25 protein-coding genes and 1 tRNA gene are annotated in these 22,781 nt (G+C 69.0%); 16 read left to right on the top strand and 10 right to left on the bottom strand.

Features of this window, described 5'->3' with window-relative positions; all coding sequences use genetic code 11:
- Window positions 1–118 precede the first annotated feature (118 nt).
- From MKK49_RS12125 to MKK49_RS12095, 7 genes are all read left to right on the top strand, one after another.
- Complete coding sequence (locus MKK49_RS12125) at window positions 119–493, top strand: AtpZ/AtpI family protein (RefSeq protein WP_244028654.1); 375 nt, start codon at window positions 119–121, stop codon at window positions 491–493.
- Window positions 494–597: 104 nt separating this feature from the next.
- The gene (locus tag MKK49_RS12120) at window positions 598–1,353 is read left to right on the top strand and encodes a F0F1 ATP synthase subunit A (protein WP_244028652.1); all 756 of its coding nucleotides are present in this window, start codon (window positions 598–600) and stop codon (window positions 1,351–1,353) included.
- An 87-nt stretch (window positions 1,354–1,440) separates the two neighbouring features.
- Window positions 1,441–1,668, top strand: a complete 228-nt coding sequence (locus tag MKK49_RS12115; RefSeq protein WP_018044493.1) for a F0F1 ATP synthase subunit C — start codon at window positions 1,441–1,443, stop codon at window positions 1,666–1,668.
- 107 nt (window positions 1,669–1,775) lie between these two features.
- A complete protein-coding gene (locus tag MKK49_RS12110) occupies window positions 1,776–2,339 on the top strand; it encodes a F0F1 ATP synthase subunit B' (protein ID WP_244028650.1) in 564 nt (187 codons plus the stop codon).
- A gap of 110 nt (window positions 2,340–2,449) precedes the next feature.
- A complete protein-coding gene (locus MKK49_RS12105) occupies window positions 2,450–2,935 on the top strand; it encodes an ATP F0F1 synthase subunit B (RefSeq protein ID WP_244028791.1) in 486 nt (161 codons plus the stop codon).
- A gap of 116 nt (window positions 2,936–3,051) precedes the next feature.
- Window positions 3,052–3,975: an ABC transporter ATP-binding protein gene (locus MKK49_RS12100; RefSeq protein ID WP_244028648.1), complete on the top strand. Its 924-nt coding sequence runs from the start codon at window positions 3,052–3,054 to the stop codon at window positions 3,973–3,975.
- Entirely contained in the window at window positions 3,972–4,733 is a 762-nt protein-coding gene (locus MKK49_RS12095) for an ABC transporter permease (RefSeq protein WP_244028646.1), read from the top strand. The genes MKK49_RS12100 and MKK49_RS12095 overlap by 4 nt, the downstream gene beginning before the upstream one ends.
- Window positions 4,734–4,902: 169 nt before the next feature.
- Here MKK49_RS12095 and MKK49_RS12090 read toward each other — a convergent pair whose 3' ends face one another.
- A complete protein-coding gene (locus MKK49_RS12090) occupies window positions 4,903–5,682 on the bottom strand; it encodes an alpha/beta fold hydrolase (RefSeq protein WP_244028644.1) in 780 nt (259 codons plus the stop codon).
- Between the two features lie 125 nt (window positions 5,683–5,807).
- On the opposite strand from MKK49_RS12090, the gene MKK49_RS12085 reads away from it, so the two are divergent.
- Window positions 5,808–6,638, top strand: a complete 831-nt coding sequence (locus MKK49_RS12085) for an FkbM family methyltransferase (protein ID WP_244028642.1) — start codon at window positions 5,808–5,810, stop codon at window positions 6,636–6,638.
- A 6-nt stretch (window positions 6,639–6,644) separates the two neighbouring features.
- Here MKK49_RS12085 and sfsA read toward each other — a convergent pair whose 3' ends face one another.
- A complete protein-coding gene (gene sfsA, locus MKK49_RS12080; protein WP_244028640.1) occupies window positions 6,645–7,355 on the bottom strand; it encodes a DNA/RNA nuclease SfsA in 711 nt (236 codons plus the stop codon).
- A gap of 191 nt (window positions 7,356–7,546) precedes the next feature.
- Here sfsA and MKK49_RS12075 point away from each other — a divergent pair, with 191 nt between their 5' ends.
- On the top strand, window positions 7,547–8,329 hold the full coding sequence (locus MKK49_RS12075) for a DUF937 domain-containing protein (RefSeq protein WP_244028638.1): 783 nt from the start codon (window positions 7,547–7,549) through the stop codon (window positions 8,327–8,329).
- A gap of 10 nt (window positions 8,330–8,339) precedes the next feature.
- Here the strand turns inward: MKK49_RS12075 and MKK49_RS12070 are convergent, their stop codons facing one another.
- From MKK49_RS12070 to MKK49_RS12060, 3 genes are all read right to left on the bottom strand, one after another.
- A complete protein-coding gene (locus tag MKK49_RS12070; RefSeq protein ID WP_244028636.1) occupies window positions 8,340–8,567 on the bottom strand; it encodes a Flp family type IVb pilin in 228 nt (75 codons plus the stop codon).
- Between the two features lie 130 nt (window positions 8,568–8,697).
- Window positions 8,698–8,961, bottom strand: coding sequence for a DUF3072 domain-containing protein (locus MKK49_RS12065; protein WP_244028634.1), 264 nt, complete (start codon window positions 8,959–8,961; stop codon window positions 8,698–8,700).
- 94 nt (window positions 8,962–9,055) lie between these two features.
- Window positions 9,056–9,943 carry a branched-chain amino acid aminotransferase gene (locus MKK49_RS12060; RefSeq protein ID WP_244028632.1) on the bottom strand — a complete coding sequence of 296 codons (888 nt, stop codon included), beginning with the start codon at window positions 9,941–9,943 and terminating at the stop codon, window positions 9,056–9,058.
- 184 nt (window positions 9,944–10,127) lie between these two features.
- Between MKK49_RS12060 and MKK49_RS12055 the strand changes: the two genes are divergently transcribed.
- From MKK49_RS12055 to MKK49_RS12040, 4 genes are all read left to right on the top strand, one after another.
- Window positions 10,128–10,688: a MarR family winged helix-turn-helix transcriptional regulator gene (locus tag MKK49_RS12055; RefSeq protein WP_244028630.1), complete on the top strand. Its 561-nt coding sequence runs from the start codon at window positions 10,128–10,130 to the stop codon at window positions 10,686–10,688.
- Window positions 10,688–11,413, top strand: a complete 726-nt coding sequence (locus MKK49_RS12050; protein ID WP_244028628.1) for a response regulator — start codon at window positions 10,688–10,690, stop codon at window positions 11,411–11,413. The genes MKK49_RS12055 and MKK49_RS12050 overlap by 1 nt, the downstream gene beginning before the upstream one ends.
- Window positions 11,414–11,467: 54 nt before the next feature.
- A complete protein-coding gene (locus tag MKK49_RS12045) occupies window positions 11,468–12,811 on the top strand; it encodes an ATP-binding protein (protein ID WP_244028789.1) in 1,344 nt (447 codons plus the stop codon).
- 105 nt (window positions 12,812–12,916) lie between these two features.
- Entirely contained in the window at window positions 12,917–13,102 is a 186-nt protein-coding gene (locus tag MKK49_RS12040) for a hypothetical protein (RefSeq protein ID WP_244028626.1), read from the top strand.
- Between the two features lie 494 nt (window positions 13,103–13,596).
- Here MKK49_RS12040 and MKK49_RS12035 read toward each other — a convergent pair whose 3' ends face one another.
- Complete coding sequence (locus tag MKK49_RS12035; RefSeq protein ID WP_244028786.1) at window positions 13,597–16,734, bottom strand: efflux RND transporter permease subunit; 3,138 nt, start codon at window positions 16,732–16,734, stop codon at window positions 13,597–13,599.
- Between the two features lie 16 nt (window positions 16,735–16,750).
- Complete coding sequence (locus MKK49_RS12030) at window positions 16,751–17,962, bottom strand: efflux RND transporter periplasmic adaptor subunit (protein WP_244028624.1); 1,212 nt, start codon at window positions 17,960–17,962, stop codon at window positions 16,751–16,753.
- 221 nt (window positions 17,963–18,183) lie between these two features.
- Here MKK49_RS12030 and MKK49_RS12025 point away from each other — a divergent pair, with 221 nt between their 5' ends.
- On the top strand, window positions 18,184–18,357 hold the full coding sequence (locus MKK49_RS12025; RefSeq protein ID WP_244028622.1) for a hypothetical protein: 174 nt from the start codon (window positions 18,184–18,186) through the stop codon (window positions 18,355–18,357).
- A 65-nt stretch (window positions 18,358–18,422) separates the two neighbouring features.
- Here MKK49_RS12025 and MKK49_RS12020 read toward each other — a convergent pair whose 3' ends face one another.
- The 3 genes from MKK49_RS12020 to MKK49_RS12010 all read right to left on the bottom strand — a co-directional run bounded on the left by MKK49_RS12020 (window position 18,423) and on the right by MKK49_RS12010 (window position 20,398).
- The gene (locus tag MKK49_RS12020; protein ID WP_244028620.1) at window positions 18,423–18,653 is read right to left on the bottom strand and encodes a DUF6894 family protein; all 231 of its coding nucleotides are present in this window, start codon (window positions 18,651–18,653) and stop codon (window positions 18,423–18,425) included.
- Entirely contained in the window at window positions 18,653–20,089 is a 1,437-nt protein-coding gene (locus tag MKK49_RS12015; RefSeq protein ID WP_244028619.1) for a radical SAM protein, read from the bottom strand. The genes MKK49_RS12020 and MKK49_RS12015 overlap by 1 nt, the downstream gene beginning before the upstream one ends.
- Before the next feature lie 219 nt (window positions 20,090–20,308).
- A tRNA-Ser gene (locus MKK49_RS12010) sits at window positions 20,309–20,398 on the bottom strand.
- Window positions 20,399–20,666: 268 nt separating this feature from the next.
- Here MKK49_RS12010 and MKK49_RS12005 point away from each other — a divergent pair.
- Window positions 20,667–21,320, top strand: coding sequence for an ABC transporter ATP-binding protein (locus MKK49_RS12005; RefSeq protein WP_244028617.1), 654 nt, complete (start codon window positions 20,667–20,669; stop codon window positions 21,318–21,320).
- Window positions 21,321–21,471: 151 nt separating this feature from the next.
- On the top strand, window positions 21,472–22,713 hold the full coding sequence (locus MKK49_RS12000; RefSeq protein ID WP_244028616.1) for a capsule biosynthesis protein: 1,242 nt from the start codon (window positions 21,472–21,474) through the stop codon (window positions 22,711–22,713).
- Window positions 22,714–22,781 lie beyond the last annotated feature (68 nt).

The following is a 22,781-nucleotide window of genomic DNA, read 5'->3' as shown; positions in this document are numbered from 1 at the left end:
GTGTTAAGCCGTGCCGGGGTCGCCTTGACACCCAAGGTGGGCGAAACTATGTTGCCGCCCGCTTGAAGGAGGCGTCCCGGCCGGTTCTCTCCGCTCTCGCCAATGTGAGTTTTCGCGTATGAGCGGCAACGACGCAGGGGGTGAGCGCGGGGCCGAAAGGGAGCAAGCGCGGGACGATGACCTCTCCCAGAGGCTCAGACGTCTCGAGACGCAGATCGAGCGGAAGCGGCCGAGCGCCCCTCCCGGTCCTTCGCCGCGTCCCGGTTCTTCGACCGGGCCCTCTCCTCTCGGCCAGGCGATGCGGCTCTCGACGGAGTTCATCGCCGGCGTCCTGGCGGGGGGCATTCTCGGCTGGATGTGCGATCATTTCCTGGGGACGAAACCCTGGGGCCTGATCGTCCTGCTGATGCTGGGCTTCCTGACCGGCGTCTACAACGTCATGCGTGTCTCGGGCGCTCTCCCGAAGGCGCCGACGACGAAACAGGACCGCTAGCGGTCCTGCGAGAACGCCGCTCGCGGCTGTGTAAGGCATGCCGCTCGCGCGGTTTTTGGTGGCGGACCCCGCAGGTCCGGGGTTTCAGAAGGACGGGAGCGGCAATGGCCGTAAAGATGGATCCGATCCACCAGTTCGAGCTCAAGCCGCTCGTCTCGTTCGGTCATATCGGCAACCAGGAGATCGCGTTCACGCAATCGGCCCTGTACATGTTCGCCGCAGTCGGGATCATCGCGCTGATCACCGTGGTGGCGACCGCGCAGCGCTCGGTGGTGCCGGGCCGGATGCAGTCCATGGCCGAGGTGTTCTACGAGTTCATCGGTTCGACCCTGCGCCAGTCCGCCGGCCACGGCTCCGAGCGGTTCATGCCGCTGATCTTCTCGTTGTTCATGTTCGTGCTCGTGCTGAACATGCTCGGTATGATCCCCTACGCGTTCGCGGTGACCAGCCACATCATCGTCACCTTCGCGCTGGCCTTCCTCGTGATCGGCACCGTGATCGTCTATGGGTTCATGGCCCACGGCACCAAGTTCCTGAAGGTGTTCGTGCCCTCCGGCGTACCGGGCTGGCTCCTGCCGATGATCGTCGCCATCGAGATCGTGTCGTTCATCTCGCGCCCCATCAGCCTCGCGGTGCGTCTGTTCGCCAACGTGCTCGCCGGCCACATCGCCCTCAAGATCTTCGCGGGCTTCGTGCCGGCCCTGCTCGCCGCGGGCGCCTGGGGCGCGATCTCGCCCCTGCCGCTGGCGCTCAGCGTCGCCGTCACCGCCCTCGAGTTCCTCGTGGCCGGTCTGCAGGCCTACGTCTTCGCCACGCTCGCTTCGATCTACCTCAGCGACGCGCTGCACCCGGGCCACTAGGTCGGGGCCACCCCTTCCGTCCCCGGTTCGCCCTCGCGGTCCGGATTTCTCTCCACGCAACACCGAACCGACACCAGGAGCAATTTGATGGATCCCTTAGCTGCCAAGTACATCGGTGCCGGCCTCGCCTGTCTCGGCATGGCGGGCGCCGCCATCGGCCTCGGCAACCTCTTCGGCCAGTTCTACGCCGGTGCGCTTCGCAACCCGTCGGCCGCCGACGGCCAGCGCGGCAACCTGCTCCTCGGCTTCGCCCTGACGGAAGCGCTCGGCATCTTCTCGCTGCTCGTCGCGCTGCTGCTCCTGTTCGCCGTCTAAGACCGCGAACCGCGACCGGACCGGACGCGGGCATCCCCGAGGGGATGCGAGACGCGTCCGGTCCCACCCTTCCGATTTGACCGCCCCCGATTCGACCGAAGGACGTCATGGCTCAGCCGGCTCATCCGACCGCAACGCGTGAAGGCTTCGCCGCGACGCCGGCCTCCGAGCATGGCGGCGGCTTTCCGCCCTTCGAGAGCCACACCTTCGCGTCCCAGCTCATCTGGCTCGCCCTCGCCTTCGGGCTGCTCTACTACCTCATGGACAAGATCGCCCTGCCGCGCATCCAGTCCATCCTGAACGACCGCTCCGCGCGTCTGTCGACGGATCTCGACGAGGCCCAGCGCCTCAAGGCCGAGGCCGACGCCGCCGGCGCCGCCTACGAGAAGTCGCTGAGCGACGCCCAGGCCAAGGCCCAGGCCATCGCGCTGGAGACCCGCACGGCCCTGACGCAGGAGGCCGAGACCAAGCGCAAGGCGCTTGAATCCGAGCTCAACGCCAAGATCGCCGCCTCCGAGGCCACCATCCGCAGCCGCACCGCCGAGGCCATGGGCAATGTCCGCGGCATCGCCGGCGAGACGGCGTCCGCCATCGTCGAGCGCCTGACCGGCCGCTCGCCCGACGAGGCGGCCCTCGCCAAGGCCCTCGACAGCGTCGCGCTTCCGCACTGAGCGGGCGCGCCACCACACCTTAGCGACCGCACCGCCCGACCGGGGCGGAGACGGTTTCGCCCAATGCGGGCATTCGCCCCGGGCGCCATCGAGTTGGGACGACGAGCATGTTGTTGGAAGCCGAATTCTGGGTCGCAGTCGCCTTCGTGCTGTTCATGGCCGTGGTCTGGAAGGTCGGCGGCTTCAACCAGATCACCAACGGCCTCGACGGCCGGGCCAAGCGCGTCCGCGCCGAACTCGACGAGGCCCGCCGCCTGCGCGAGGAGGCGGCCGGCGTGCTCGCCGACTACAAGAAGCGCCGCGCCTCCGCTGAAGCGGAAGCCGAGGCCATCGTCTCGGGCGCCCGCGCCGAGGCCCAGCGCATCGCCGACGAGGGCCATGCCCGCCTGAACGAGTTCATCGCCCGCCGCACCCAATCGGCCGAGACGAAGATCGCCCAGGCCGAGGTCCAGGCCACCGCCCAGGTCCGGGCCGCCGCCGCCGACGCCGCCGTGAAGGTCTCTGAGGTCATCCTGCGCGAGCGCATGCAGGGCGATGCGGCGCAGGATCTGGTCCGCCAGAGCCTCGGCGAGGTCCGCACCCGCCTGCGGGCCTAGGCGTCCCCTCCATCGACTGACGAGGAAGCCGCCGCGAGGCGGCTTTTTCGTTTTCGGACGCCCCGGCCGGGCGTGCTAGAAGCCGGCCGACGCGCACGCCCCCCAGCGGAGACCCGATGCCGCCGATCATTTCGATTGCCAACCTGTCCAAGGTCTACGCCTCGGGCCACGCCGCCCTGAAGACCATCTCCCTCGACATCCACAAGGGCGAGATCTTCGCCCTGCTGGGTCCCAACGGGGCCGGCAAGACCACGCTCATCAGCATCGTCTGCGGCATCGTCACGGCGAGCGAGGGGAGCATCCACGTCGACGGACACTGCATCGACACGGACTACAAGGCCGCCCGGCGCAAGATCGGCCTCGTCCCGCAGGAACTCACCACCGACGCCTTCGAGACCGTGTGGGCGACCACGGGCTTCAGCCGGGGCCTGTTCGGACTTCCCCCCGACCCGGCCCATATCGAGCGGGTCCTGCGCGACCTCTCCCTGTGGGACAAGAAGGACAGCCGGATCATGACCCTGTCGGGGGGCATGAAGCGGCGCGTCCTCATCGCCAAGGCGCTCGCCCACGAGCCGCAGATCCTGTTCCTCGACGAGCCCACCGCCGGTGTCGACGTGGCGCTCCGCCAGGACATGTGGCGCCTCGTGCGCCGCCTGCGCGATCAGGGCGTCACCATCATCCTCACCACCCACTACATCGACGAGGCTGAGGAGATGGCCGACCGGGTCGGGGTGATCCGCAACGGCGAGATCATCCTCGTGGAGGACAAGGCCGAGCTCATGCGCAAGCTCGGCAAGAAGCAGCTCACCCTGCACCTCGACGCCCCGCTGTCCGAGGTCCCCCCGGCGCTCTCGGGCCACGACCTCGAACTGGCGCAGGGCGGGCGCGAGCTCGTCTACACCTACGATACCAAGGGCGACGCCGGGCTCACCGGGCTTCTCGCCGACCTCGCCCGCAGCGGCATCGGCTTTCGCGACCTGCACACCAGCCAGTCCTCCCTGGAGGACATCTTCGTCGACCTCGTGAAGGAACGGGCATGAACTGGTACGCGGTCCGCGCCCTCTACCGCTTCGAGATGGCCCGCTTCTGGCGGACGGCCCTCCAGAGCATCGTCGCGCCCGTCATCGCCACGGCGCTGTACTTCGTGGTGTTCGGCGCGGCCATCGGCTCGCGCATGGCCTCCGTCGACGGGGTCGCCTACGGCGCCTTCATCGTGCCCGGCCTGATGATGCTCTCGCTCCTGACCCAGAGCATCGCCAACGCCTCGTTCGGCATCTACTTCCCGCGCTTTGCCGGCACGATCTACGAGATCCTGTCCGCGCCGGTCTCGCCCCTCGAGATCGTGCTCGGCTACGTCGGCGCGGCGGCTTCGAAGTCGATCCTCATCGCCCTCATCATCCTCGCCACCGCGACCCTGTTCGTGCCGATCCGCATCGAGCATCCGTTCGTGATGGTGGGCTTCCTCGTGCTCACGGCGGTGACGTTCAGCCTGTTCGGCTTCCTCATCGGACTGTGGGCGGACGGGTTCGAGCGGCTGCAGCTCGTGCCGCTGCTCATCATCACGCCGCTCACCTTCCTCGGCGGCAGCTTCTACTCCATCGACATGCTGCCGCCGGTCTGGCGGACCCTGAGTCTCGCCAATCCGGTGGTCTACCTCATCAGCGGGTTCCGCTGGGCGTTCTTCGGCAATTCCGATGTGAGCATCGGGGTGAGTCTGACCATGGCGCTGGTCTTCCTCGCCCTGTGTCTTACCGGCGTCACCTGGATCTTTCGGACCGGCTACCGCCTCAAGAGCTGAGCGCGCGTCACGACGGAGCCGAGGCCAAGCGGTTTCTCATGCCGTCTCCGGCAATCATCCGGTCAGTGACGAGCGCGGGTCCCCTCTCCTTCCAGGAGAGGGAGCCTGTTGCGACCTTCCCATTCGAGGTGATCGGCCGGGAGGCGGGGGCGTCTCCCGGCAGACCCGATCACGGCCGCGCGTCGAGGAAGGCGAGGACGCCCGCGCGGTGCCCCCGGTCGCCCACCGCCGTGCTGTGGTCGCGGTTCGGCAGCTCCAGCGACTGGGCGTTGGGCATGAGCGCCACGAGGGCGGGGCCGGGCCCCGAGACCGTGTCGAGGGTGCCGACGGTGACGAGGGTCGGCGCCCGGATCTCGGCGACCTCGGCCCGCGACAGGGTCTGGCGCGAGCCGCGCATGCAGGCGGCCAGCGCCCTGAGGTCGCTCTTCGTCTGCTCGGCGAAGGTGCGGAAGGCGGCGGCCGTCGGGTTCGGAGCCGGCGCGCCGGGGTCCGCCTCCAGCGCTTCCGCGATGCCGTCGGGCAGGCCCCTGCCCTCCACGAGGTGCAGGCCGAGGCCGCCGATGAGGAGGGAGCGCACGCGGGACGGTTCGTCGAGGGCGAGGTAGGCCGCGATGCGCGCACCCATGGAATAGCCCATCACGTCGGCCCGTTCGATGCCGAGATGGTCGAGGAGCCGGGCTGCGTCCTGCGCCATGAGGTCGGAGCCGTAGGCCTCCGGATCGTAGAGCTTCTGGCTCTCGCCGTGGCCGCGATTGTCCAGGGCGATGACCCGGCGCCCGGCCTTGGACAAGGTCTTGACCCATTGGGTGTTGACCCAGTTCACGGCGTGGTTCGAGGCGAAGCCGTGGATCAGCAGGATCGGGTCGCCGGCTCCCTCCTGGTTCGGGGCCTGCTCGGCGGGCGTGTCGAGGTAGGCGATGCGGACGCCGTCGGAGAGGAAGGTCTGCATTGGGGGCTCGGGGTACGGCATTGGGCGGGACGGACGCTGTTGTGGTCCGTGCGCGCGGCCGAGGGAAGCCCTTCGCGGCAGGCGCCGCTTGCCCCGGCCGGATCGGGCTGGCATCACCCCCGGCGATGAAGGACACGCAGCCCTACGGCACTTATGCCCCCACCGGCCTCGTCGCGCGCATTGCCGAGCGCACGGGCCGGCTCTCGTACGGAAGCTGGGGCGCCCGGCGCCTCGCCCTGTTCCTGCGTCGGGTCGGCATCGGCCTCCTGCGCGGAAAACCCCTCGACGTGGAGCGCTTCGGCGCCCGGATGCGGCTCTACCCGTACAACAACAATTGCGAGAAGAAGGTGCTGTTCACGCCGCAATTCTTCGATCCCGAGGAGCGCGACCTCCTCCGGGCCCGGCTGGAGCCTGGCTGCACCTTCCTCGACATCGGCGCCAATATCGGGGCCTACGCGCTGTTCGTGGCGGCCTTCGCCGGCCCGCGCGCCCGCATCCTCGCCGTCGAGCCGCAGCCGGACGTGTTCGATCGGCTGACCTACAACATCGCCCAGAACCCGTTCGGCACCGTCAAGGCCGTGGCCTGCGCGGTCGCCGACAAGGCCGGCGAGCTCACCTTGTTCGTCGATCCGCGCAACCGGGGCGAATCGAGCCTGAAGATCGTCGGCACCAACGAGGGCGCGCAGATCCGGGTCCCGGCCGTCACCCTCCTCGATCTCGCCCAGGGCGAGGGCATCACCCGCATCGACGCGATCAAGCTCGACGTCGAGGGCGCCGAGGATCTCATCCTCGAGCCGTTCTTTCGCAACGCGCCGGCCTCGCTCCATCCGCGCCTGCTGCTCGTCGAGAACGGCACCGACCAGTGGCAGATCGACCTGCCGGGCCTGCTGGAGGCCAACGGCTACCGGCTGCTGGCGCGCACCCGCCTCAACCTCATCTTCGAGCGCGCCGCCTGATCGGCCTCACCCGACGACGGGGATCGCCTCAGCGAGGGTGACGCCCTCCGGATCGACCCGGCAGCGATGGGCGTGGACCGCGACGCCGGCCGCACGGGCGGCCTGGAAGGCGGCATCGAAGGCCGGATCGATGTCGCGCGCCACGTCGAAGCGGGTCGCCCGCATCTGGACGACGACGATGAGCATGGCCCGTCCGCCTTCGGCGACCACCCCGGCGAGATCGGCCATGTGCCGGGCGCTGCGGGCCGCCGTGCAGTCGGGAAACTCGGCGAGCCCCGGTGTGCGCAGGAGGTGGCAGTTCTTCACCTCGACGTGGCAGGGCACGAGCCCCTCGCCCTGCGCCAGGAAGTCGACGCGGCTCGCCGCGGCGTAGCGGACCTCCGGCTTGAGGCTGGTGTAGGCGGCGAGCGGCGGCAGGGTGCCGGCGGCGAAGGCCTCGGCCACGAGGGCGTTGGGGCGCTGGGTGTCGATGCCGACCCATTGCCGCCCGCCGGCCAAGTCGGCCTCCACGAGCTCCCACGAGAACCCGAGTTTTCGCGACGGGTTGGTGGAGGCGGAGAGGAGCGTGCGGGCCCCTGGGGCGAGGAGGCCGAGCATCGCCCCCGGATTGGCGCAATGCGCCGTGACGAGGCTGCCGTCCGCGAGCTCCATGTCGGCGAGGAAGCGCTTGTAGCGACGCACCAGACGCGCCGGAATGAGGGGCGCGGGAAAGCGCATCGGGGCACCTTTTCGGGCGGCGGCTGCGGGTTTCGGCGTGAAATCCCGTCGCGGACGGGCATTCGGGGCGTTCGGGAGGGGGCATCGCCGCCGGCGGGCTGGTAAGTCAACCGGCGATGCGACAGACTTGCGGGCGCATCACCGAGTACGCGACCCGGAGCGGCGCCACCCGTCCGTCCACGAGGCCTCCCATGTTCAACCTGTTCGATATCCTCCAGGCGCAGGCCGGTCCGGGCGCTCAGGGCTTCGGACAGCAGTTCGGCCTGTCGCAGGACCAGACCCGTCGGGCCATGGAGGCGCTGCTGCCCGCCTTCACCATGGGGCTCCAGCGCAACGCCGCCAACGACCCGACGGGATTCGCGCACCTGTTCAGCCTCGCGGGTGCCGGTGCCGCGGCGCCACGCGCGTCCGCCTCGCCGCAGATGGACATGCTGGTCAGCCAGCTCTTCGGCTCGCCGCATCTCAGCCAGGCGGTCCTCCAGCAGGCGGCGGGGGCGAGCGGCATCGCCACGCCCGTCCTCAAGCAGATGCTGCCGGTGATGGCCGGGATGATCGTGGCGGGCATCGTCCACGTGATGATCAACCAGACCCCGCAGGCCGCTGCCCCGGCGCCCGCGCCGAACGCGTTCGGATTCCCCCCGAACCCCTACTGGACCGACATGGTGAACGCCTTCATGACGGCCGGGGGCGCCCTCGCGCCGAAAGCCTCCCCGGCGAAGTCTCCGGCAGCGCGGCCCGCGCCGGCGCGTGGCAGCGCCCGTACGACGCGGCTCGCAGCGCCGCCCGCCGCCCCGCCCACCAACGACGCGGCCCCCTTCGAATTGTTCCAGCAGATGTTCCAGACGGGCCTCGACGTTCAGCAGGAGAACGCCAAGGCGATGCAGACCCTGTTCGATACGTTCTGGCAGGAGGGTGGCCGGACGGGCAAACAGGACGGCATCCCGTCGCCCAAGGTCGGGGGACGCGACCGCTGAGGCGGTTCGGTCAGGGCGCCTTCGCGGCCGTGGCCAGGGTTTGGTAGACCAGGACCATCTTGTCGGAATAGGCACGCACGGTCGCCAGGATACCGAGGGCGACGAAGGCGACGAGGAACGTGTATTCCACGGCCGTGGCACCGCCTTCGCCCCCGGCGAACCGTGCGAGGAGTCGCCGGACGGCCCGGGTTTCGCCGACGCCGTCGTTTTCTTCACCCCCGTTCGATTGTCTCGTCATCGCCCGAAGGTTCCCCGGTCCGCATCGTAGCCGACCGACGATAGGGGGTGGGGTGTTGCCGGGGGCTTAACCCCATTCCGGAATCGGGATCGTATCCACCGAAAGCCGGCTCGGCGTCCCCCTCGCCCGCCTACTTGCTGGTGTCCTTGCCGGTGTCCTTGCGAAGGGCATCGATGCGCTGGGAGGCCTCCGCCTTGTCGAGGTCGGGCGCGAAGGCGTCGGGATCCTTGGCCTGCTCCGACAGCGTCTTGAGGTAGGAGGCCTGGGCGCCCGTCATCGGCTCGCCGCCCGTGGTCCACTCGCTCGGGTCCTTGATCTGGTTCGAGGTGTCCTTCGGATCGATCTTCGGATTGGTCTCGTCGGTGTCGACGGCCTTCTCAGCAGCCTTGGTCATGGTCGCCTCGCGTTCATGGAATGTTCCAAGGGAACGCGGCGGCCGGCCTCCCGGTTCCGTCGCCCCGGCCCTCGCGGGGCCGGGGCGGGACCCGTCAGGCCGCGACGGCTTTCGGCTGAACCTCCGCGGTGTAATCGTCCATCAGGGTCTTGGTGAGGGCGGCGGGCACGAACCGGTACGGGCCGATTTCCGACACCGGCGTCACCTCGGCGGCCGACCCCGTGATGAAGCACTCCGAGAAGCCTTCGAGCTCGGCCGGCAGGATGCGCCGCTCCACCACCTCGATGCCGCGGCGGCGGGCGAGTTCGATCACCGTCTGGCGGGTGATGCCGTTGAGGAAGCGATCCGCCAACGGGGTATGGATCACGCCGTCGCGGACAAAAAACACGTTGGCGCCGGTGCATTCGGCGACGTTGTCCTCCCAGTCGAGCATGAGAGCGTCGGCGTAGCCCTTGTTCTCGGCCCGGTGCTTGGAGATGGTGCAGATCATGTAGAGGCCCGCCGCCTTGGAGGTGGAGGGGGCGGTGCGGGGATCGGGCCGGCGGTAATCCGCGATGTCGAGGCGGATGCCCTTCATCTTGGTCTCGGGATCGAAGTAGCTCGGCCATTCCCAGGCGGCGATGGCGAGGTGGATGGTGTTGTTCTGGGCCGCCACCCCCATCATCTCCGAGCCGCGCCACGCCACCGGGCGCAGATACGCGTCGGTGAGCCCGCTGGTCCTGAGGACGAGGTCCTTGGCGGCCTCGATCTCGTCGGCCGTGTAGGGAATCCTGAAGTCGAGGAGTTCGGCCGAGCGCAGCAGGCGTTCCGCGTGCTCGCGGCTCTTGAAGATGCGCCCGCCATAGGCCCGCTCGCCCTCGAACACCGACGAGCCGTAATGCAGGCCGTGGGACAGCACGTGGATCTTGGCGTCCTTCCACGGCACCATCACGCCATCGTACCAGATGGTGCCCTCGCGCGCGTCGAACGGGATCAGGGACATGGCGGGCTTCCTCGACACGCGGGCTTGCCCTCGAAGCCGGCGTCTGATGGGTGCTGGGAGGTCGTGCGGCGGGACGTGCCACGAGTCGTGCCACGAGTCGTGACGCCCTACCGGAAGGCTTGACGGGTAGCAACGCGCCTGAAATATGTCAATAACACTGACATAAACCGAGGCCGCCCCCGACGTGATCCTCCCCGCGACCCCGACGGCCGGCGGCGATGCGTCCGTCCCGAGCCAGAGCCCTCCGGCCCAGAGCCCGGGCGACGACCTCATCGAATTGCTGTTCTTCGCCTACCGCGATTTCGTCGGTGACCCGGACCGCATCCTGGCGCAATACGGGTTCGGCCGGGCGCATCACCGGGTGCTGCACTTCGTCGACCGCTACCCGGGCCTCACCATCGCCGAACTTCTCGATATCCTGCGGATCACGAAGCAGAGTCTCAACCGGGTGCTCAAGGATCTCATCGAACAGGACTACATCGTCCAGAAGACCGGCACGAGCGACCGTCGCCAGCGGCTGCTGTTCTGCACGGCGCGCGGCACGGCGCTCGCCGGAGACCTCATCCGCGTGCAGACCCACCGGGTGACGCGGGCCCTGGCCGAGCCGGCGGGCGCGGCATCGGAGGGCGGATCTTCGGAGGGCGGCGCCGTCTCGGCCCAGAACTTCCTGCTCGCCATGATCGAGCCCGAGGAGCGCGCCACCGTGCGCCGCCTCATGGCCCGCCGCGCCCGGAGCGCCGTCTGATGTCCCTCCCCGGCCTCAAGGCCAGCGTCGAGCTGCCCGACCACGCGCCGCACGTCCTCGTGGTCGACGACGACCGCCGGGTGCGCGAGCTTCTCACCCGCTTTCTCTACGAGCAGGGGTTCCGGGTCACGGCGGCCGCCAACGTCGCCGAGGCGCGCACCAAGGCGCAGTGCTTCGTGTTCGACGCCCTGGTGCTCGACGTGATGATGCCCGGCGAGAGCGGGTTCGACTACGCCCGCCAGGTCCGCGAGACCTCGCGGGTGCCGATCCTGATGCTCACCGCCCGCTCCAACCCCAACGACCGGGTCATGGGCCTCGAGATCGGCGCCGACGACTACCTGCCGAAACCCTTCGAGCCGCGCGAACTGATCCTGCGCCTCAACAACATCATCAAGCGGCGCGCGGAAGGGTCCCCGGCCCGCGAGCCCGGCTTCGAGACCGTGACCTTCGGGCCGTTCTCCTACCGCATCGACCGGGGCGAGCTGCGCCGGGCCGACGAGACCATCCGCATCACCGAGCGCGAGCGCGAGATCCTCACCGTCCTGGCGCAGGCCGCCGGCGCCAATGTCGAGCGCGAGGCCCTGGCGGGCGCCGGCGGCCTCGCGGCCGAGCGCAGCATCGACGTGCAGATCAACCGCCTGCGCCGCAAGACCGAGGTCGATCCGGCCAACCCCCTGTTCCTGCAGACCGTGCGGGGCGTCGGCTACCGCCTCGCCGTCGACTGATCGCCCATGTCGCAGGCGCGCCCGCTGAATCGCCTGCTCGCGGCGCTCGCCCGGATGCCGCCGCCGCGCCGCCTGTGGCGGCTCTTCAGCCGCGCCATCGGCGACGTGCTCCCGAAGGGCCTCTACGCGCGCTCGCTGATCATCATCATCGCCCCCGTGGTGCTGCTGCAATCGGTGATCGCCTACACCTTCATGGAGCGGCACTGGCAGCTCGTGACCCGGCGCCTCTCGGCCGCCGTGACGGCGGATGTCGCCGCCCTCATCGACGTCTACGAGAGCTACCCCCAGGACAAGGACGCCGAGACCCTCACGCGCATCGCCGGGACGCGGCTCAACCTCGACCTCGACATCCTGAAGGGCGCCACCCTCCCCGTCGCCGGCCCGCGGCCGTTCTTCTCGATCCTCGACGAGGTCCTGTCCGACGAGATCAAGCGCCAGATCCGCCGGCCGTACTGGATCGACACGGTCGGCCGCTCCAGCCTCATCGAGATCCGGGTCGCGATCCCCGAAGGGGTGATGCGGGTGACGGCCCGGCGCAGCATGGCCTACGCCTCGAACTCGCACATCTTCCTCCTGTGGATGAGCGGCTCGTCCCTCGTGCTGCTCGGCGTCGCGATCCTGTTCCTGCGAAACCAGATCAAGCCGATCCTGCGGCTCGCCGCCGTGGCCGAGAGCTTCGGCAAGGGCCGCGAGATCGAGTTCCGCCCGCGCGGCGCCCGCGAGGTCCGCCAGGCCGGCCACGCCTTCATCGAGATGAAGCGCCGCATCGAGCGGGCCATGGAGCAGCGCACGACGATGCTCAACGGCGTGAGCCACGACCTGCGCACCATCATCACCCGGTTCAAGCTGACCCTGGCGCTCATCGACCAGACGGCGGACGTCGAGGACCTCCAGCGCGACGTCGACGAGATGAGCCGGATGCTGGAGGCCTACCTCGCCTTCGCCCGGGGCGATTCCAGCGAGCCGGCGGTGCCCACCGATATGCGCGCGCTGCTGGAGGACCTGCGCACGGATGTGGAGCGCCTCGGCGCCCACGTGGAGGCCGTCGAGATCGAGGGCGACGCGCACGTCACCCTGCGGCCCGACGCCATCCGTCGCTGCCTGTTCAACCTCGCGGCCAACGCCGCCCGCTACGGCGACACCGTCGCGGTGGTGGGGCGGCGCGAGGTCCGCAGCTTCCTCGTCTCCATCGACGACGACGGGCCGGGTATCCCCCTCGATCAGCGCGAGGAGGTGTTCAAGCCGTTCGTGCGCCTCGACGACGCGCGCCAGGATGCCGGCGGCTCGGGCCTCGGCCTCTCCATCGCCCGCGACATCGCCCGTTCGCATGGCGGCGACGTCAGCCTGCACGACTCGCCCCTCGGCGGCCTGCGCGCCACCGTGCGGATTCCGGCGTGAGGCCGGGTGGCCTTGGCGCGAAGCCGCCCGGGGTGCTAAGGACATGACCGCAATCATGAACCCACGGGCCGGCATGCCGGGTCCGCGTCGAGGCCGAGTGACCCCATGAACCCGCTGACCCCGCTCCTGACCCTCTTGCTCCTGCCCATCGCCGCCATCGGCCTGCTGCTCTACACGGATGCGGGCATCGAGCCGGCGCTGTTCTACTCCACCGTGAAGACCTTCGTGGTGCTGTTCATCATCGCCGGCGGCCTCTGCTACGGCGCCAGCCGCCTCGCCGAGCGCGCCTGAGTTTTCTCTAGGTTTTCACGATCCGATGTCGCGGCCCGGACCTCTGGTTCGGGCCGTTTTCGTTTCGAGGACGATGGGGCGCTTCTGATCGGGTTTGAGCCAGTTCGCTTGTCCCTTCTCGACCTCATCCTTCGAGGCCGCTTCGCGGCACCTCAGGATGAGGGGGCGGGTGGGATCGTACGTCGAGACACCGCGTATGCTCATGCCAGATCCGGTTGATCCCTTCGGGATGGCGGAGTTGGGCTCCCTCAAGCGCCGCGAGAGCTTGTCTGATACGGGCTCCGCTTGATCAGGTCGGTGAGTCGGTAAAACGGGGGTCCCCTCTCCTGGAAGGAGAGGGACAGGGTGAGGTGTGTGACCTTTTCGGAGATGTCCCACACCTCACCCCAACCCTCTCCTTCCAGGAGAGGGAGCACCGATGCGACCGTTCGATCCGAGGTGATCAACCAGAAGAGGTATGATCCAGCTACCGCTCTGATCGAGCGGACGCCGGATCACTCCGCCGCGATGCGCGGCGGAAAACCTTTCCGGTCGTTGGCCAAGGCCGGGGGCAGGGCGAAGGGGCCGTCTTCCGGCTCGTCCTTGCGGCCGATGAAGCGGGCGAACCCGCGCACGAACAGGCGCGAGAGGTCGTCGACGAGGACGAAGATCGCGGGCACGAAGATCAGGGACAGGCCCGTCGAGACGATGAGGCCGCCGATGACCGCGATGGCCATGGGGGCGCGGAACTCGCCGCCGATGCCGAGCGCCATGGCCGAGGGCACCATGCCGGCCGCCATGGCGATGGTGGTCATCACGATGGGCCGCGCGCGCTTGCGCCCGGCATCGATGATGGCGGTGGCGCGGTCGACGCCGGCGGCCATCTCCTCGATGGCGAAATCGACGAGCATGATGGCGTTCTTCGTCACCACGCCCATGAGCATGAGGATGCCGATGACCACCGGCATGGAAATGGGCTTGTTGAAGATGAGCAGGCCGAGGATCGCCCCGCCGATGGAGAGCGGCAGGGAGAAAAGGATCGTGAGCGGCTGCAGGAAGTTGCCGAACAGCAGCACGAGGACGCCGAACACCATCATCAGGCCGGCGCCCATGGCGAGCGCGAAGCCCTCGAACACCTCGCCCATGACCTCGGCGTCGCCGGTCTGGCGGATGACCACACCCGGCGGCAGGTTCCTGGCCGCCGGCAGGTCGAGGACGGCGGCGATGAGGGAGCCGAGCGCGTCCGAGCCCTCCATGTTGGCCTCGAGCGCCACGCGGATGGCGCGGTCGTAGCGGTCGATGGCGGTGGGCCCGCGCCCGAGGCTGAGATCGGCCACCGTCGAGAGCGGCACGGAGGCTCCGCCCTTCACCGGTACCTTCAGGGTCTCCAGTTGCGAGAGATCGCCGCGCAGGCGCTCGGGCAGCATCACGCGGATCGGCACCTGCCGATCGACCGCGTTGAACTTGGCGAGATTGGCGCCGATGTCCCCGATGGTGCCGACCCGCACGGTCTCGGCGATGAGGTCGGTGGAGACGCCGAGATCGGCCGCGACCCCGGCTTTGGGGCGGATGCGGATCTCCGTGCGGTCCAGCGGCGCGGTGGACAGCACGTTGACGAGGTGGGGCACCGCCGCCGCCTCGCGCTGGAGCTGGGCCGCCACGTCGGCCACCACGGCCTTGTCCGGCCCCGAGACGATGAGGGTGAGGTCGCGCTGGCCGCTCTCGCGCAGGGCCCAGGAGCGGATGTCCGGCTCTTGGCGCAGGAGGGCGCCGATGGCGACGTCCATCTCCTTCTGGGTCCGGTGCCGCGCGTTCTTCGGCGTCAGGTTGATGGTGAAGGTGGCAAGGCGCACCTCCTTCTTGCCCGGCAATTGTCGTCCGCCGTCGACGAAGACGCTGCGCACCTCGGGCAGGGTCCTGATCCGGTCGACGAGGCCGTCGCTGACCCGGGTGGTGTCGGCGAGGCGCGCCCCTGGAGGGAGCTCCACGACGAAGATGGTGCGCGCCGCGTCCTCGGCCGGGAGGAAGCCCGCCGGGAGGAGCCGCGTCGACAGGATGGAGGCGGCAAAGCACGCCAGACCGACCACGAGGGTGATGAACTTGTGGCGCACGGACCACGCCACCACGCGGGTATAGGCCCGCATGACGGGACCCTCGCGCTCGTCCTCGGGGCCGTGATCGCGCAGGAAGTAGGCGGCCAGCAGCGGTGTGATCAGCCGCGCCACGAGCAGCGACATGAACACGGCGGCCGCGATGGTGAGGCCGAACTGCTTGAAGTACTGCCCGGCGATGCCGCTCATGAACGACACGGGCGCGAAGATCGCCATGATGGTCGCCGTGATGGCGATGACGGCGAGCCCGATCTCGTCGGCCGCTTCGAGCGCCGCGCGGTAGGGCGATTTCCCCATGCGCATGTGCCGGACGATGTTCTCGATCTCCACGATGGCGTCGTCGACGAGGATGCCGGTCACGAGGGTGATGGCGAGCAGGCTCACCGCATTGAGCGAGAAGCCCAGCGTGTTCATGATCCAGAACGTCGGCAGCACCGACAGCGGCAGGGCGATGGAGGCGATGAGGGTCGCGCGCCAGTCCCGCAGGAAGATGAACACCACGATGACGGCCAAAGCCGCGCCCTCGACGAGGCTCAGCATCGCCGAATGGTAGTTGCCCACCGTGTTGGTGACGGAGGTGTCGATGAGGTCGAAGCGCACGCCCTCGTGCCTGGCCCTGAGCTCGTCGATCTTCCTGCCCACGGCGGTGGCCACCTCGGCGTCGCTCGCCCCCGTGGCGCGCGAAATGGCGAAGGCGACCACCGGCTCGCCGTTGAAGCGGGCGAAGGTGCGCGGCTCCTCCGCGCCGTCGACCAGGGTCGCGAGCTCGTCGAGGCGGACCTTGCGGTTGCCCGGCACGACGATGGAGGTCTGGGCGAGGGTGTCGAGGCTCGCCGCACCCGCCAGCGTGCGGATCGACTGCTCCTGGCCGCCGAGTTCGCCGCGCCCGCCGGCCATGTCGGCGGAGGTGAGGCGCAGCTGCCGGTTCACGTCCGCCGCCGTGATGCCGAGCGCCAGCAGGCGGTCGGGCTTGAGGGTGACGCGGATCTCGCGGGCGACGCCGCCGAGTCGCTCGACGCCGCCCACCCCCTTAACCCCCTGGATCTGGCGGGCGATGACGTCGTCGATGAGCCAGGACAGGTCCTCGGGCGTCATCGCCGGGGCGGCGGCGCCGTAGATCATGATCGGCAGGCCGGCGATCTCGACCCGGTTGATGATCGGCTCGTCGATGGTGCGCGGCAGGTTCACCCGCACCTTCGAGATGGCGTCCTTGACGTCGTTGACCGCCCGGTCGGTGTTGGTCTCGAGGCGGAACTCGATGGTGGTGGTGGAGATGCCCTCGGTGATGGCCGAGAGGGTGTGCTTGACGCCCTTCACCCCGGCGACCGCGTCCTCGATGACCTTCGTCACCTGCGTCTGCAGTTCGGACGGGGCGGCGCCGGCCTGCGTCACCGTGACGGCGACGATGGGAATGTCGATATTGGGAAACCGGGTGATCGGCAGGGCGCGGAAGCTGACGAGGCCGAGGACCACCAGCACCAGGAACAGCACGATGGAGGGGATCGGCTTGCGGATGGCCCAGGCGGAGACGTTGAGGCGCATGGCGGCGGGTCCGATCTCAGCGCGGTGCGTCTTGGGGCGGCGTCGCATCCGCCGCCTTCGCGGCCGGCCGGACCGCCCGCACGAGATCACCGTGACGCAGGAAGGAGCTGGCGCGCGCCACCACCGCCTCGCCGGCCTCGACGCCCGAGCGGACCTCCAGGATGCCGTCGGCGGCGAGCCCCGGCACGATCCGGCGGGCCTCGACCCGGTCGTCCTTCACCACGAACACCGAGGCGGCCCCGTCGGTGGCGTAGAGCACCGCCGAGAGCGGCACGGCGACGCCGCGCCGGCGCGCAACCTCGACCTTGCCCCGGGCGAAGGCGCCGATGCGTAAGGAAGGGTCGGGCGCCAGCGCGATGCGGACGCGGCCCAGCCGGGTCATGCGGTCGACCTCCGGGTCGATGCGTCGGACGCGTCCGGTCAGGGTCCGGCCCTCCTCGCCCTCGAGGATGACGGGATCGCCGACCTTCAGGCGCGGCATCGACACTTCGGGGATCTCGCCCTCGAGCTCGATCTCGCCCCGGGCGATGAGGCGGAACATCGGCTCGCCGACGGCACTCGCCGTGGCGCCGACCCGGGCCGTGCGCCGGCTGACGATGCCGCCCTCCGGCGCGCGGATGTCCGTACGGGCGCGCCGCAGGGCGATCTCGGCCCCTTGGGCGCGGGCGGTGGCCCGGTCGGCCTCGGCGAGCTGGAGCCCGCCGCGGGCGGCGGCGAGACGCCCCTCCCCGCCCTGCGCGGCCGAGACGCGCTGCTCCAGCACGGCGGCCGTGGCGTTGCCGGTCTTCACCAGGCTGCGGGCGCGCTCGAGGGACAGGTTGGCCTCGGTCTGCGCCGCTTCCGCCTGGACGATCTGGCTGCGGGCCTGGACGATGGCGGCGTCGGCCCGCGCCAGGGCGGCGGCGTTGGCGGCCTCCTGGGTGACAATCATCTCCAGGGACAGGCGAGCGAGCGGCTGGCCCTTCTCCACCCGGGCGCCCTCCTCCACCAGGAGTTCGGTGATGCGGGTGCCCTCGATCTCGGGCGCCACCAGGATCTCGTCGCGGGGCATCAGGGTGCCGGTGACCACGGCCCGCTCGACCACCTCGCGCGCCTCGGCCGCCGCCACCGTGACGGCGGGCGCCAGCGCCGCCGCATCGGGGACGGCGGCGGTCTCGGCGGCGTGCGCGGCGAACTGGATCGCGAAGAGTGCGGGCAGGAAGGCCGGCAGGAGGTGTCGCGCGCGCATGAGACTCTGGATTCGCTCGTCCTGCGCCCACCGGGCCGGTGATGAAGGCACGGAGCCGTGACGTCCGACACCGGCCTTTTCAAGGCGTTCCCGCATCGTTCCGGCCCGCGATCATAGGCGACGCGGCGGGAAAAACGAAGGCGCGCGCGCATCGCCGCAACCGCGGCGGCCCTCGCGCGTTCTGACCTCAAGCATCCTACAGCAGCCTGGGCGAACGCATCATGAGCATCTTCCAGATCAAGCAGAAGACCAATGGTGCCGTCTTGTGGACCGGCAGCGCCGCCGACGCCGTGTCGGCCCTCGACGCCATGGCGCGCGAGGCCGGCTACATCGATTTCGCCGCCCTGCCGGAGACCATCCGGGCCGCCTGCCCCGAGGCCTCGCAGCTCGACTGAATTTTTTCGCGCGCGACGGCCCGAACGGCGCCGGTGGCCCTCCCGCCACCGGCGCCGCTGTCGTTTCAGGGCGCCGTGATGGCCTCCGAGAAGGGAAATTCGAGGACGATCTCGCCCGCCGCATCGGTGACGGCGACGAACGCCTGCATCAGCCGCCGGTCGCCGCTCGCCGCCCAGATCTCCCGCGCGAGCCGGCCCGCCTCGTCGTAAGCCGCATCGGCATCGCGCAGATGCCGGAACACGGGCTCGTGCGGGGTGTGATCGTCGATGGTGACGGTGAAGCGGTAGGCGGGCATCACGCGAGTCCCACGGCCGGGGTGTAGTCCCGCCCGCGTATCACGTGGTGCGGCGTGTAGCTGAGGGGATTGTTCGTCTTTCGATTGAACGGACAAGCGAGGCAGGACGGCGGGGGCGTCTTCGAATTCACGCTCCGCCGGAGCGCCTGGTACTTCGGGCCGTTCCAGATGGCCTCCATGGATTCTTCATAGACGTTGCCCATGCGCAAGCCGGGCACACAGCACGCGAGAACGTCGCCGTTGCCAAGGAGGTAGGCGGCCTTCCAGGGTAGCGTGCAGAAGGACGTGCCGATCTGATCGGCGCGGTCATCGAAGGGGCGATCGATGAAGAGTTCGATGCCGAGGGTGTCGGCCACCGCGATGGCCTGCAGACGGACATCGTTGAAGGTCTGTCGGTGAAACCAGAGGCTCTCGGCATCCCTATCGGCCGTATAGGCCTGCATATGGATCGTCCTGACCGTATCGAATCCAGCTGCATGGACGCGGCGCACGAAGTCCGGAAGTTCTTCGATGTTGGACCGCATGAGAACGAAGGCGGCCGAGAGCTTCATGCTCTCCCGCCCCTGGGCCGAACGGCGCTCGGCCAGCATGCGCATGTTGGTAAAGATCGTGTCCAGCGGCGGCGATCCCTTGCGGATGCGCTTGTAGGTCTCGGCCCGCGCGGCATCGATGGAGACGTTGATCGACGTCACCTTCGAGGCCAGCAGGCGGTCGGCCGCGTCCACCGTGAGATGCGTCCCGTTGGTGTCGAGATGGAACGGGATGTCGAGATCGATGAAGAACCCCAGTTCCCCGCCGAACTTCTGATCGGCCCAGAGGATGTCGCCGCTGAAATCGGTGTAGGCCGTCTTCAGCCGTCCATCAGCGGCCCAGGCCAAAAGGTCGTCCCGAACCGATTGCCGCAAATGGCCGACTGTCTTTCGGGTGTCGCGCGAGATGCAGTGAACGCAGTTCAGGTTGCACTGCGTGATCAGGCTGATCTCCAGGCTCGGCGGCACGGACTCTTTCGTGACGGGCGGCGCATAGGTCAGCTTGGCGAAGAGCCCGTCCGCCTCGCTGGCCCGGCCGTTGGCCCGGCACGCGAGATGGCCGGCGATGCGCTCCGTACCGTCGGACAGATAGAGTGTGGCGGCGTTTCCGTGCGAGGCGTCGTCGGAACTCACGCGGAGGACGTAGACCGCGTCGCGGGACGTCTCCTCGGGATCGAAGAACACATCGACGAACGAATTGTCGTACACGGTCGAGAGATTGATAGTCTTGCGCGCGAGCGGGGTCTGCGCATCGTCCGCTCGAAGAACCTCGATGCTGAGGTCACTGGTCCGCCTGACGTCGCCATACGTGGCGACGAGGACGGCGATTCCGCACAGGTGGTCCTCCTCCGCCCGGAACGTCTGGACGACAGGTTCTCCCGGAAGAATTTCACCGCAGACACGCATCGGCGTCCTCTCGCGCTCACTGGCCCGATCGCACGCGTCTCAGCGATCGCGTCGTCCATGGGCATGGCAATGGGAGAGGCTGTCTAGATCAGGCGAGCGACACGCAGAGAAATAGCGAAGCGTCCGGGGGCCGGTTTTCCCGTCGCGGCCATTGGCGCTCACGCCCCGACCGGGCATTCGCATCCCGATTCAGCCTTCAGACCGGTATCGTGTGAGACGTGGCGGAGGGAGCGGGATTCGAACCCGCGATACCGTTTCCGGTATACACACTTTCCAGGCGTGCGCCTTCAACCACTCGGCCACCCCTCCAACCCCCGCATCGCGACCGACGGCGTCCAGGTGGTTGGACCGGGGGCCTGCAGGGTCGCCGCGATGCCGCGGGTGGCACGCTGTACAAGCCGGTTCGGCGGGGTGCAAGGCGCGATCGCTCAAGTTCGTGGGCGGCGTGTCGATTTTTGCCGTCGCCCACCCGGGTGCGCCGGGACCGAGGGTCCTCAGATTCGCCGCTTTCGCGGGCGACACCCCGTACGCCCGGCTCCTCGTCCGGGCACGAGCCCCCCGGAGCGCCCAGCCGACCGTGATCCGTTTTGACAACGTCACCAAGATCTACCGGACGGACGGGCACCGCCGTACGATCCTCGAGCGTGTGTCGTTCACGTTGAAGCCCAACGTGAGCTACGGCATCCTCGGGATCAACGGGGCCGGCAAGTCCACCATGATGCGCCTCATCGCCGGGACCGAGGCGCCGTCGCGGGGCCGCGTCCACCGCACCATGCGGGTGTCGTGGCCGCTCGGCTTCGGCGGCGGCTTCCATCCGCAGATGACGGGCCGGGACAACATCATCTTCGTGGCCCGCATCTACGGCGAGGACCCGAAGAAGGTGCTCGAATTCGTCGAGGATTTCTCCGAGCTCGGCAGCTACCTCGACGTGCCGATCCGGACCTACTCCTCGGGCATGGGCTCGCGCCTCGCCTTCGGCATGAGCATGGCGATCCCATTCGACTGCTACCTCATCGACGAGGTCACCGCCGTGGGCGACGCGCGCTTCCAGAAGCGCTGCGAGGAGGCCTTCGCCGCCCGCCGCGTCAATTCCAACGTGATCATGGTCTCCCACGGCATGGAGACGATCCGGACCTGGTGCCAGCAGGGCATCGTGCTCATCAACGGGCGCGCCATCCTGTACGAGGACGTCAACGACGCCATCGAGGTCTATCGCCGCCTGAATGCCTGATGGCCGTCCCTGGCGGGGCGGGCTCGGACATGCTTTCGCCGTTTCGGCAGCGGACTTAAGGATCATCGGTGCGCGGCGGAAGGCGCGGCGCCCCGAATGGAATGGACGGCTGAAGGCCCATGAGCGTCGAAGCACGGACGAGCGTCGAGACATGAGCGTCGAGATCCGCACCCCCACGGGCCAGCCCGTCACCACGGCCGACCGTTCGAACGCCGTGGCGGAATCCCTGCGTCAGGTCGCGCGCGTCTCGCGCTTCGCCGACCGCAAGAAGGGCATCCGGTCCTACCAGAGCCACGTCAAGTCCGATCCCGTCATCCCGATCCTGTTCGCCCTCTGCTTCGTCCTGCCGACGCTGCTGGGGGGGATCTATTACGGGCTCGTCGCCTCCGACCGCTACGTCACCGAGGCCCGCTTCGCCCTGCGGCCGGCGCTGGGCTCCGCCGACAAGGCCTCGTCCGATCAGGTCGGCACCAGCAAGGGCGTCGTCTCCCAGATGGTGGCGCAGGACAGCCTGGTGGCGGTCAACTACATCCACAGCCGTCCGATGGTCGAGGTCCTGGAGAAGGACCTGCCCCTGCGCGCGATGTTCGCCCGGGACGGCATCGACTACCTCTCGCGTTTCGACCCCGACAAGCCCATCGAGCGCTTCGTGCACTACTGGAACGAGCGCGTCACCACGAAGATCGAGACCGGCTCGGGCATCATCAGCCTGACGGTCAACGCCTTCGACCCGGCCGAATCCCTCGCCCTCACCCAGGCGATCCTCAAGGAGAGCGAGCGCATGGTGAACGCGCTCAGCGACCGTGCCCGGGCGGACGCCGTGGCCGAGAGCAGCCGCGAGCTGAAGCTCGCCGAGGAGCGGATGACGAAGATCCGCCTCGCCATGGCGACCCTGCGCAACCGCGAGGGCATCCTCGACGCCAAGAAGACCAACGACAGCAATCTCAAGGTGATCGGAGAGCTGCGCATGGCGCGCATCAACCTCGCCGTTCAGCTCAACCTCGGCCAGCGCGACCTCGGCCCGGAATCCCGCCGCATCGTGGACATCAAGTCCCAGATCAAGGATCTCGACGACGCCATCGCCCGCATCGAGAGCCAGTCGGCGAGCGAGGACCCGGAGCAGCGTCGCATCCTGGCCGATGCCCTGACCAAGTTCGAGGCCTTCGAGAGCGATCGCGAGGAGGCGGAGAAGTACTTCGCCAAGGTCCTGTCCGCCTACGAGCGCTCGCGCATCATCGCCAGCCGGCAGGTCGAGTTCTTCAGCATGATCGTCCAGCCGGTGAAGGCCGAATCCGCCCAGCAGCCCCGCCGCCTCCTCATGATCAGCCTCATCGCCGGGGGCGCGGCCGTCCTGTTCGCCGGCGCCGTGGTCGCCCGCAAGCAGACCACCTGATCCGTTCGGGTCGCGGCCGGCGGGAAAACGCGTCATAAGCCGCGCACGCCGCTCGCCGAGGACCCCGT

This window comes from Methylobacterium sp. J-090, assembly GCF_022829345.1.
Lineage (GTDB): Bacteria > Pseudomonadota > Alphaproteobacteria > Rhizobiales > Beijerinckiaceae > Methylobacterium.
This window is presented reverse-complemented; position numbering and strand designations above follow the sequence as displayed.

Excerpts from the sequence above, each read along its gene's own strand:
- MKK49_RS12125 (WP_244028654.1), top strand. The coding sequence starts at position 119 with ATGAGCGGCAACGACGCAGGGGGTGAGCGCGGGGCCGAAAGGGAGCAA.
- MKK49_RS12120 (WP_244028652.1), top strand. The coding sequence starts at position 598 with ATGGCCGTAAAGATGGATCCGATCCACCAGTTCGAGCTCAAGCCGCTC.
- MKK49_RS12115 (WP_018044493.1), top strand. The coding sequence starts at position 1,441 with ATGGATCCCTTAGCTGCCAAGTACATCGGTGCCGGCCTCGCCTGTCTC.
- MKK49_RS12110 (WP_244028650.1), top strand. The coding sequence starts at position 1,776 with ATGGCTCAGCCGGCTCATCCGACCGCAACGCGTGAAGGCTTCGCCGCG.
- MKK49_RS12100 (WP_244028648.1), top strand. The coding sequence starts at position 3,052 with ATGCCGCCGATCATTTCGATTGCCAACCTGTCCAAGGTCTACGCCTCG.
- MKK49_RS12095 (WP_244028646.1), top strand. The coding sequence starts at position 3,972 with ATGAACTGGTACGCGGTCCGCGCCCTCTACCGCTTCGAGATGGCCCGC.
- MKK49_RS12090 (WP_244028644.1), bottom strand. The coding sequence starts at position 5,682 with ATGCAGACCTTCCTCTCCGACGGCGTCCGCATCGCCTACCTCGACACG.
- MKK49_RS12085 (WP_244028642.1), top strand. The coding sequence starts at position 5,808 with ATGAAGGACACGCAGCCCTACGGCACTTATGCCCCCACCGGCCTCGTC.
- sfsA (WP_244028640.1), bottom strand. The coding sequence starts at position 7,355 with ATGCGCTTTCCCGCGCCCCTCATTCCGGCGCGTCTGGTGCGTCGCTAC.
- MKK49_RS12075 (WP_244028638.1), top strand. The coding sequence starts at position 7,547 with ATGTTCAACCTGTTCGATATCCTCCAGGCGCAGGCCGGTCCGGGCGCT.
- MKK49_RS12070 (WP_244028636.1), bottom strand. The coding sequence starts at position 8,567 with ATGACGAGACAATCGAACGGGGGTGAAGAAAACGACGGCGTCGGCGAA.
- MKK49_RS12065 (WP_244028634.1), bottom strand. The coding sequence starts at position 8,961 with ATGACCAAGGCTGCTGAGAAGGCCGTCGACACCGACGAGACCAATCCG.
- MKK49_RS12060 (WP_244028632.1), bottom strand. The coding sequence starts at position 9,943 with ATGTCCCTGATCCCGTTCGACGCGCGCGAGGGCACCATCTGGTACGAT.
- MKK49_RS12050 (WP_244028628.1), top strand. The coding sequence starts at position 10,688 with ATGTCCCTCCCCGGCCTCAAGGCCAGCGTCGAGCTGCCCGACCACGCG.
- MKK49_RS12045 (WP_244028789.1), top strand. The coding sequence starts at position 11,468 with ATGCCGCCGCCGCGCCGCCTGTGGCGGCTCTTCAGCCGCGCCATCGGC.
- MKK49_RS12040 (WP_244028626.1), top strand. The coding sequence starts at position 12,917 with ATGAACCCGCTGACCCCGCTCCTGACCCTCTTGCTCCTGCCCATCGCC.
- MKK49_RS12035 (WP_244028786.1), bottom strand. The coding sequence starts at position 16,734 with ATGCGCCTCAACGTCTCCGCCTGGGCCATCCGCAAGCCGATCCCCTCC.
- MKK49_RS12030 (WP_244028624.1), bottom strand. The coding sequence starts at position 17,962 with ATGCGCGCGCGACACCTCCTGCCGGCCTTCCTGCCCGCACTCTTCGCG.
- MKK49_RS12025 (WP_244028622.1), top strand. The coding sequence starts at position 18,184 with ATGAGCATCTTCCAGATCAAGCAGAAGACCAATGGTGCCGTCTTGTGG.
- MKK49_RS12020 (WP_244028620.1), bottom strand. The coding sequence starts at position 18,653 with ATGCCCGCCTACCGCTTCACCGTCACCATCGACGATCACACCCCGCAC.
- MKK49_RS12015 (WP_244028619.1), bottom strand. The coding sequence starts at position 20,089 with ATGCGTGTCTGCGGTGAAATTCTTCCGGGAGAACCTGTCGTCCAGACG.
- MKK49_RS12000 (WP_244028616.1), top strand. The coding sequence starts at position 21,472 with ATGAGCGTCGAGATCCGCACCCCCACGGGCCAGCCCGTCACCACGGCC.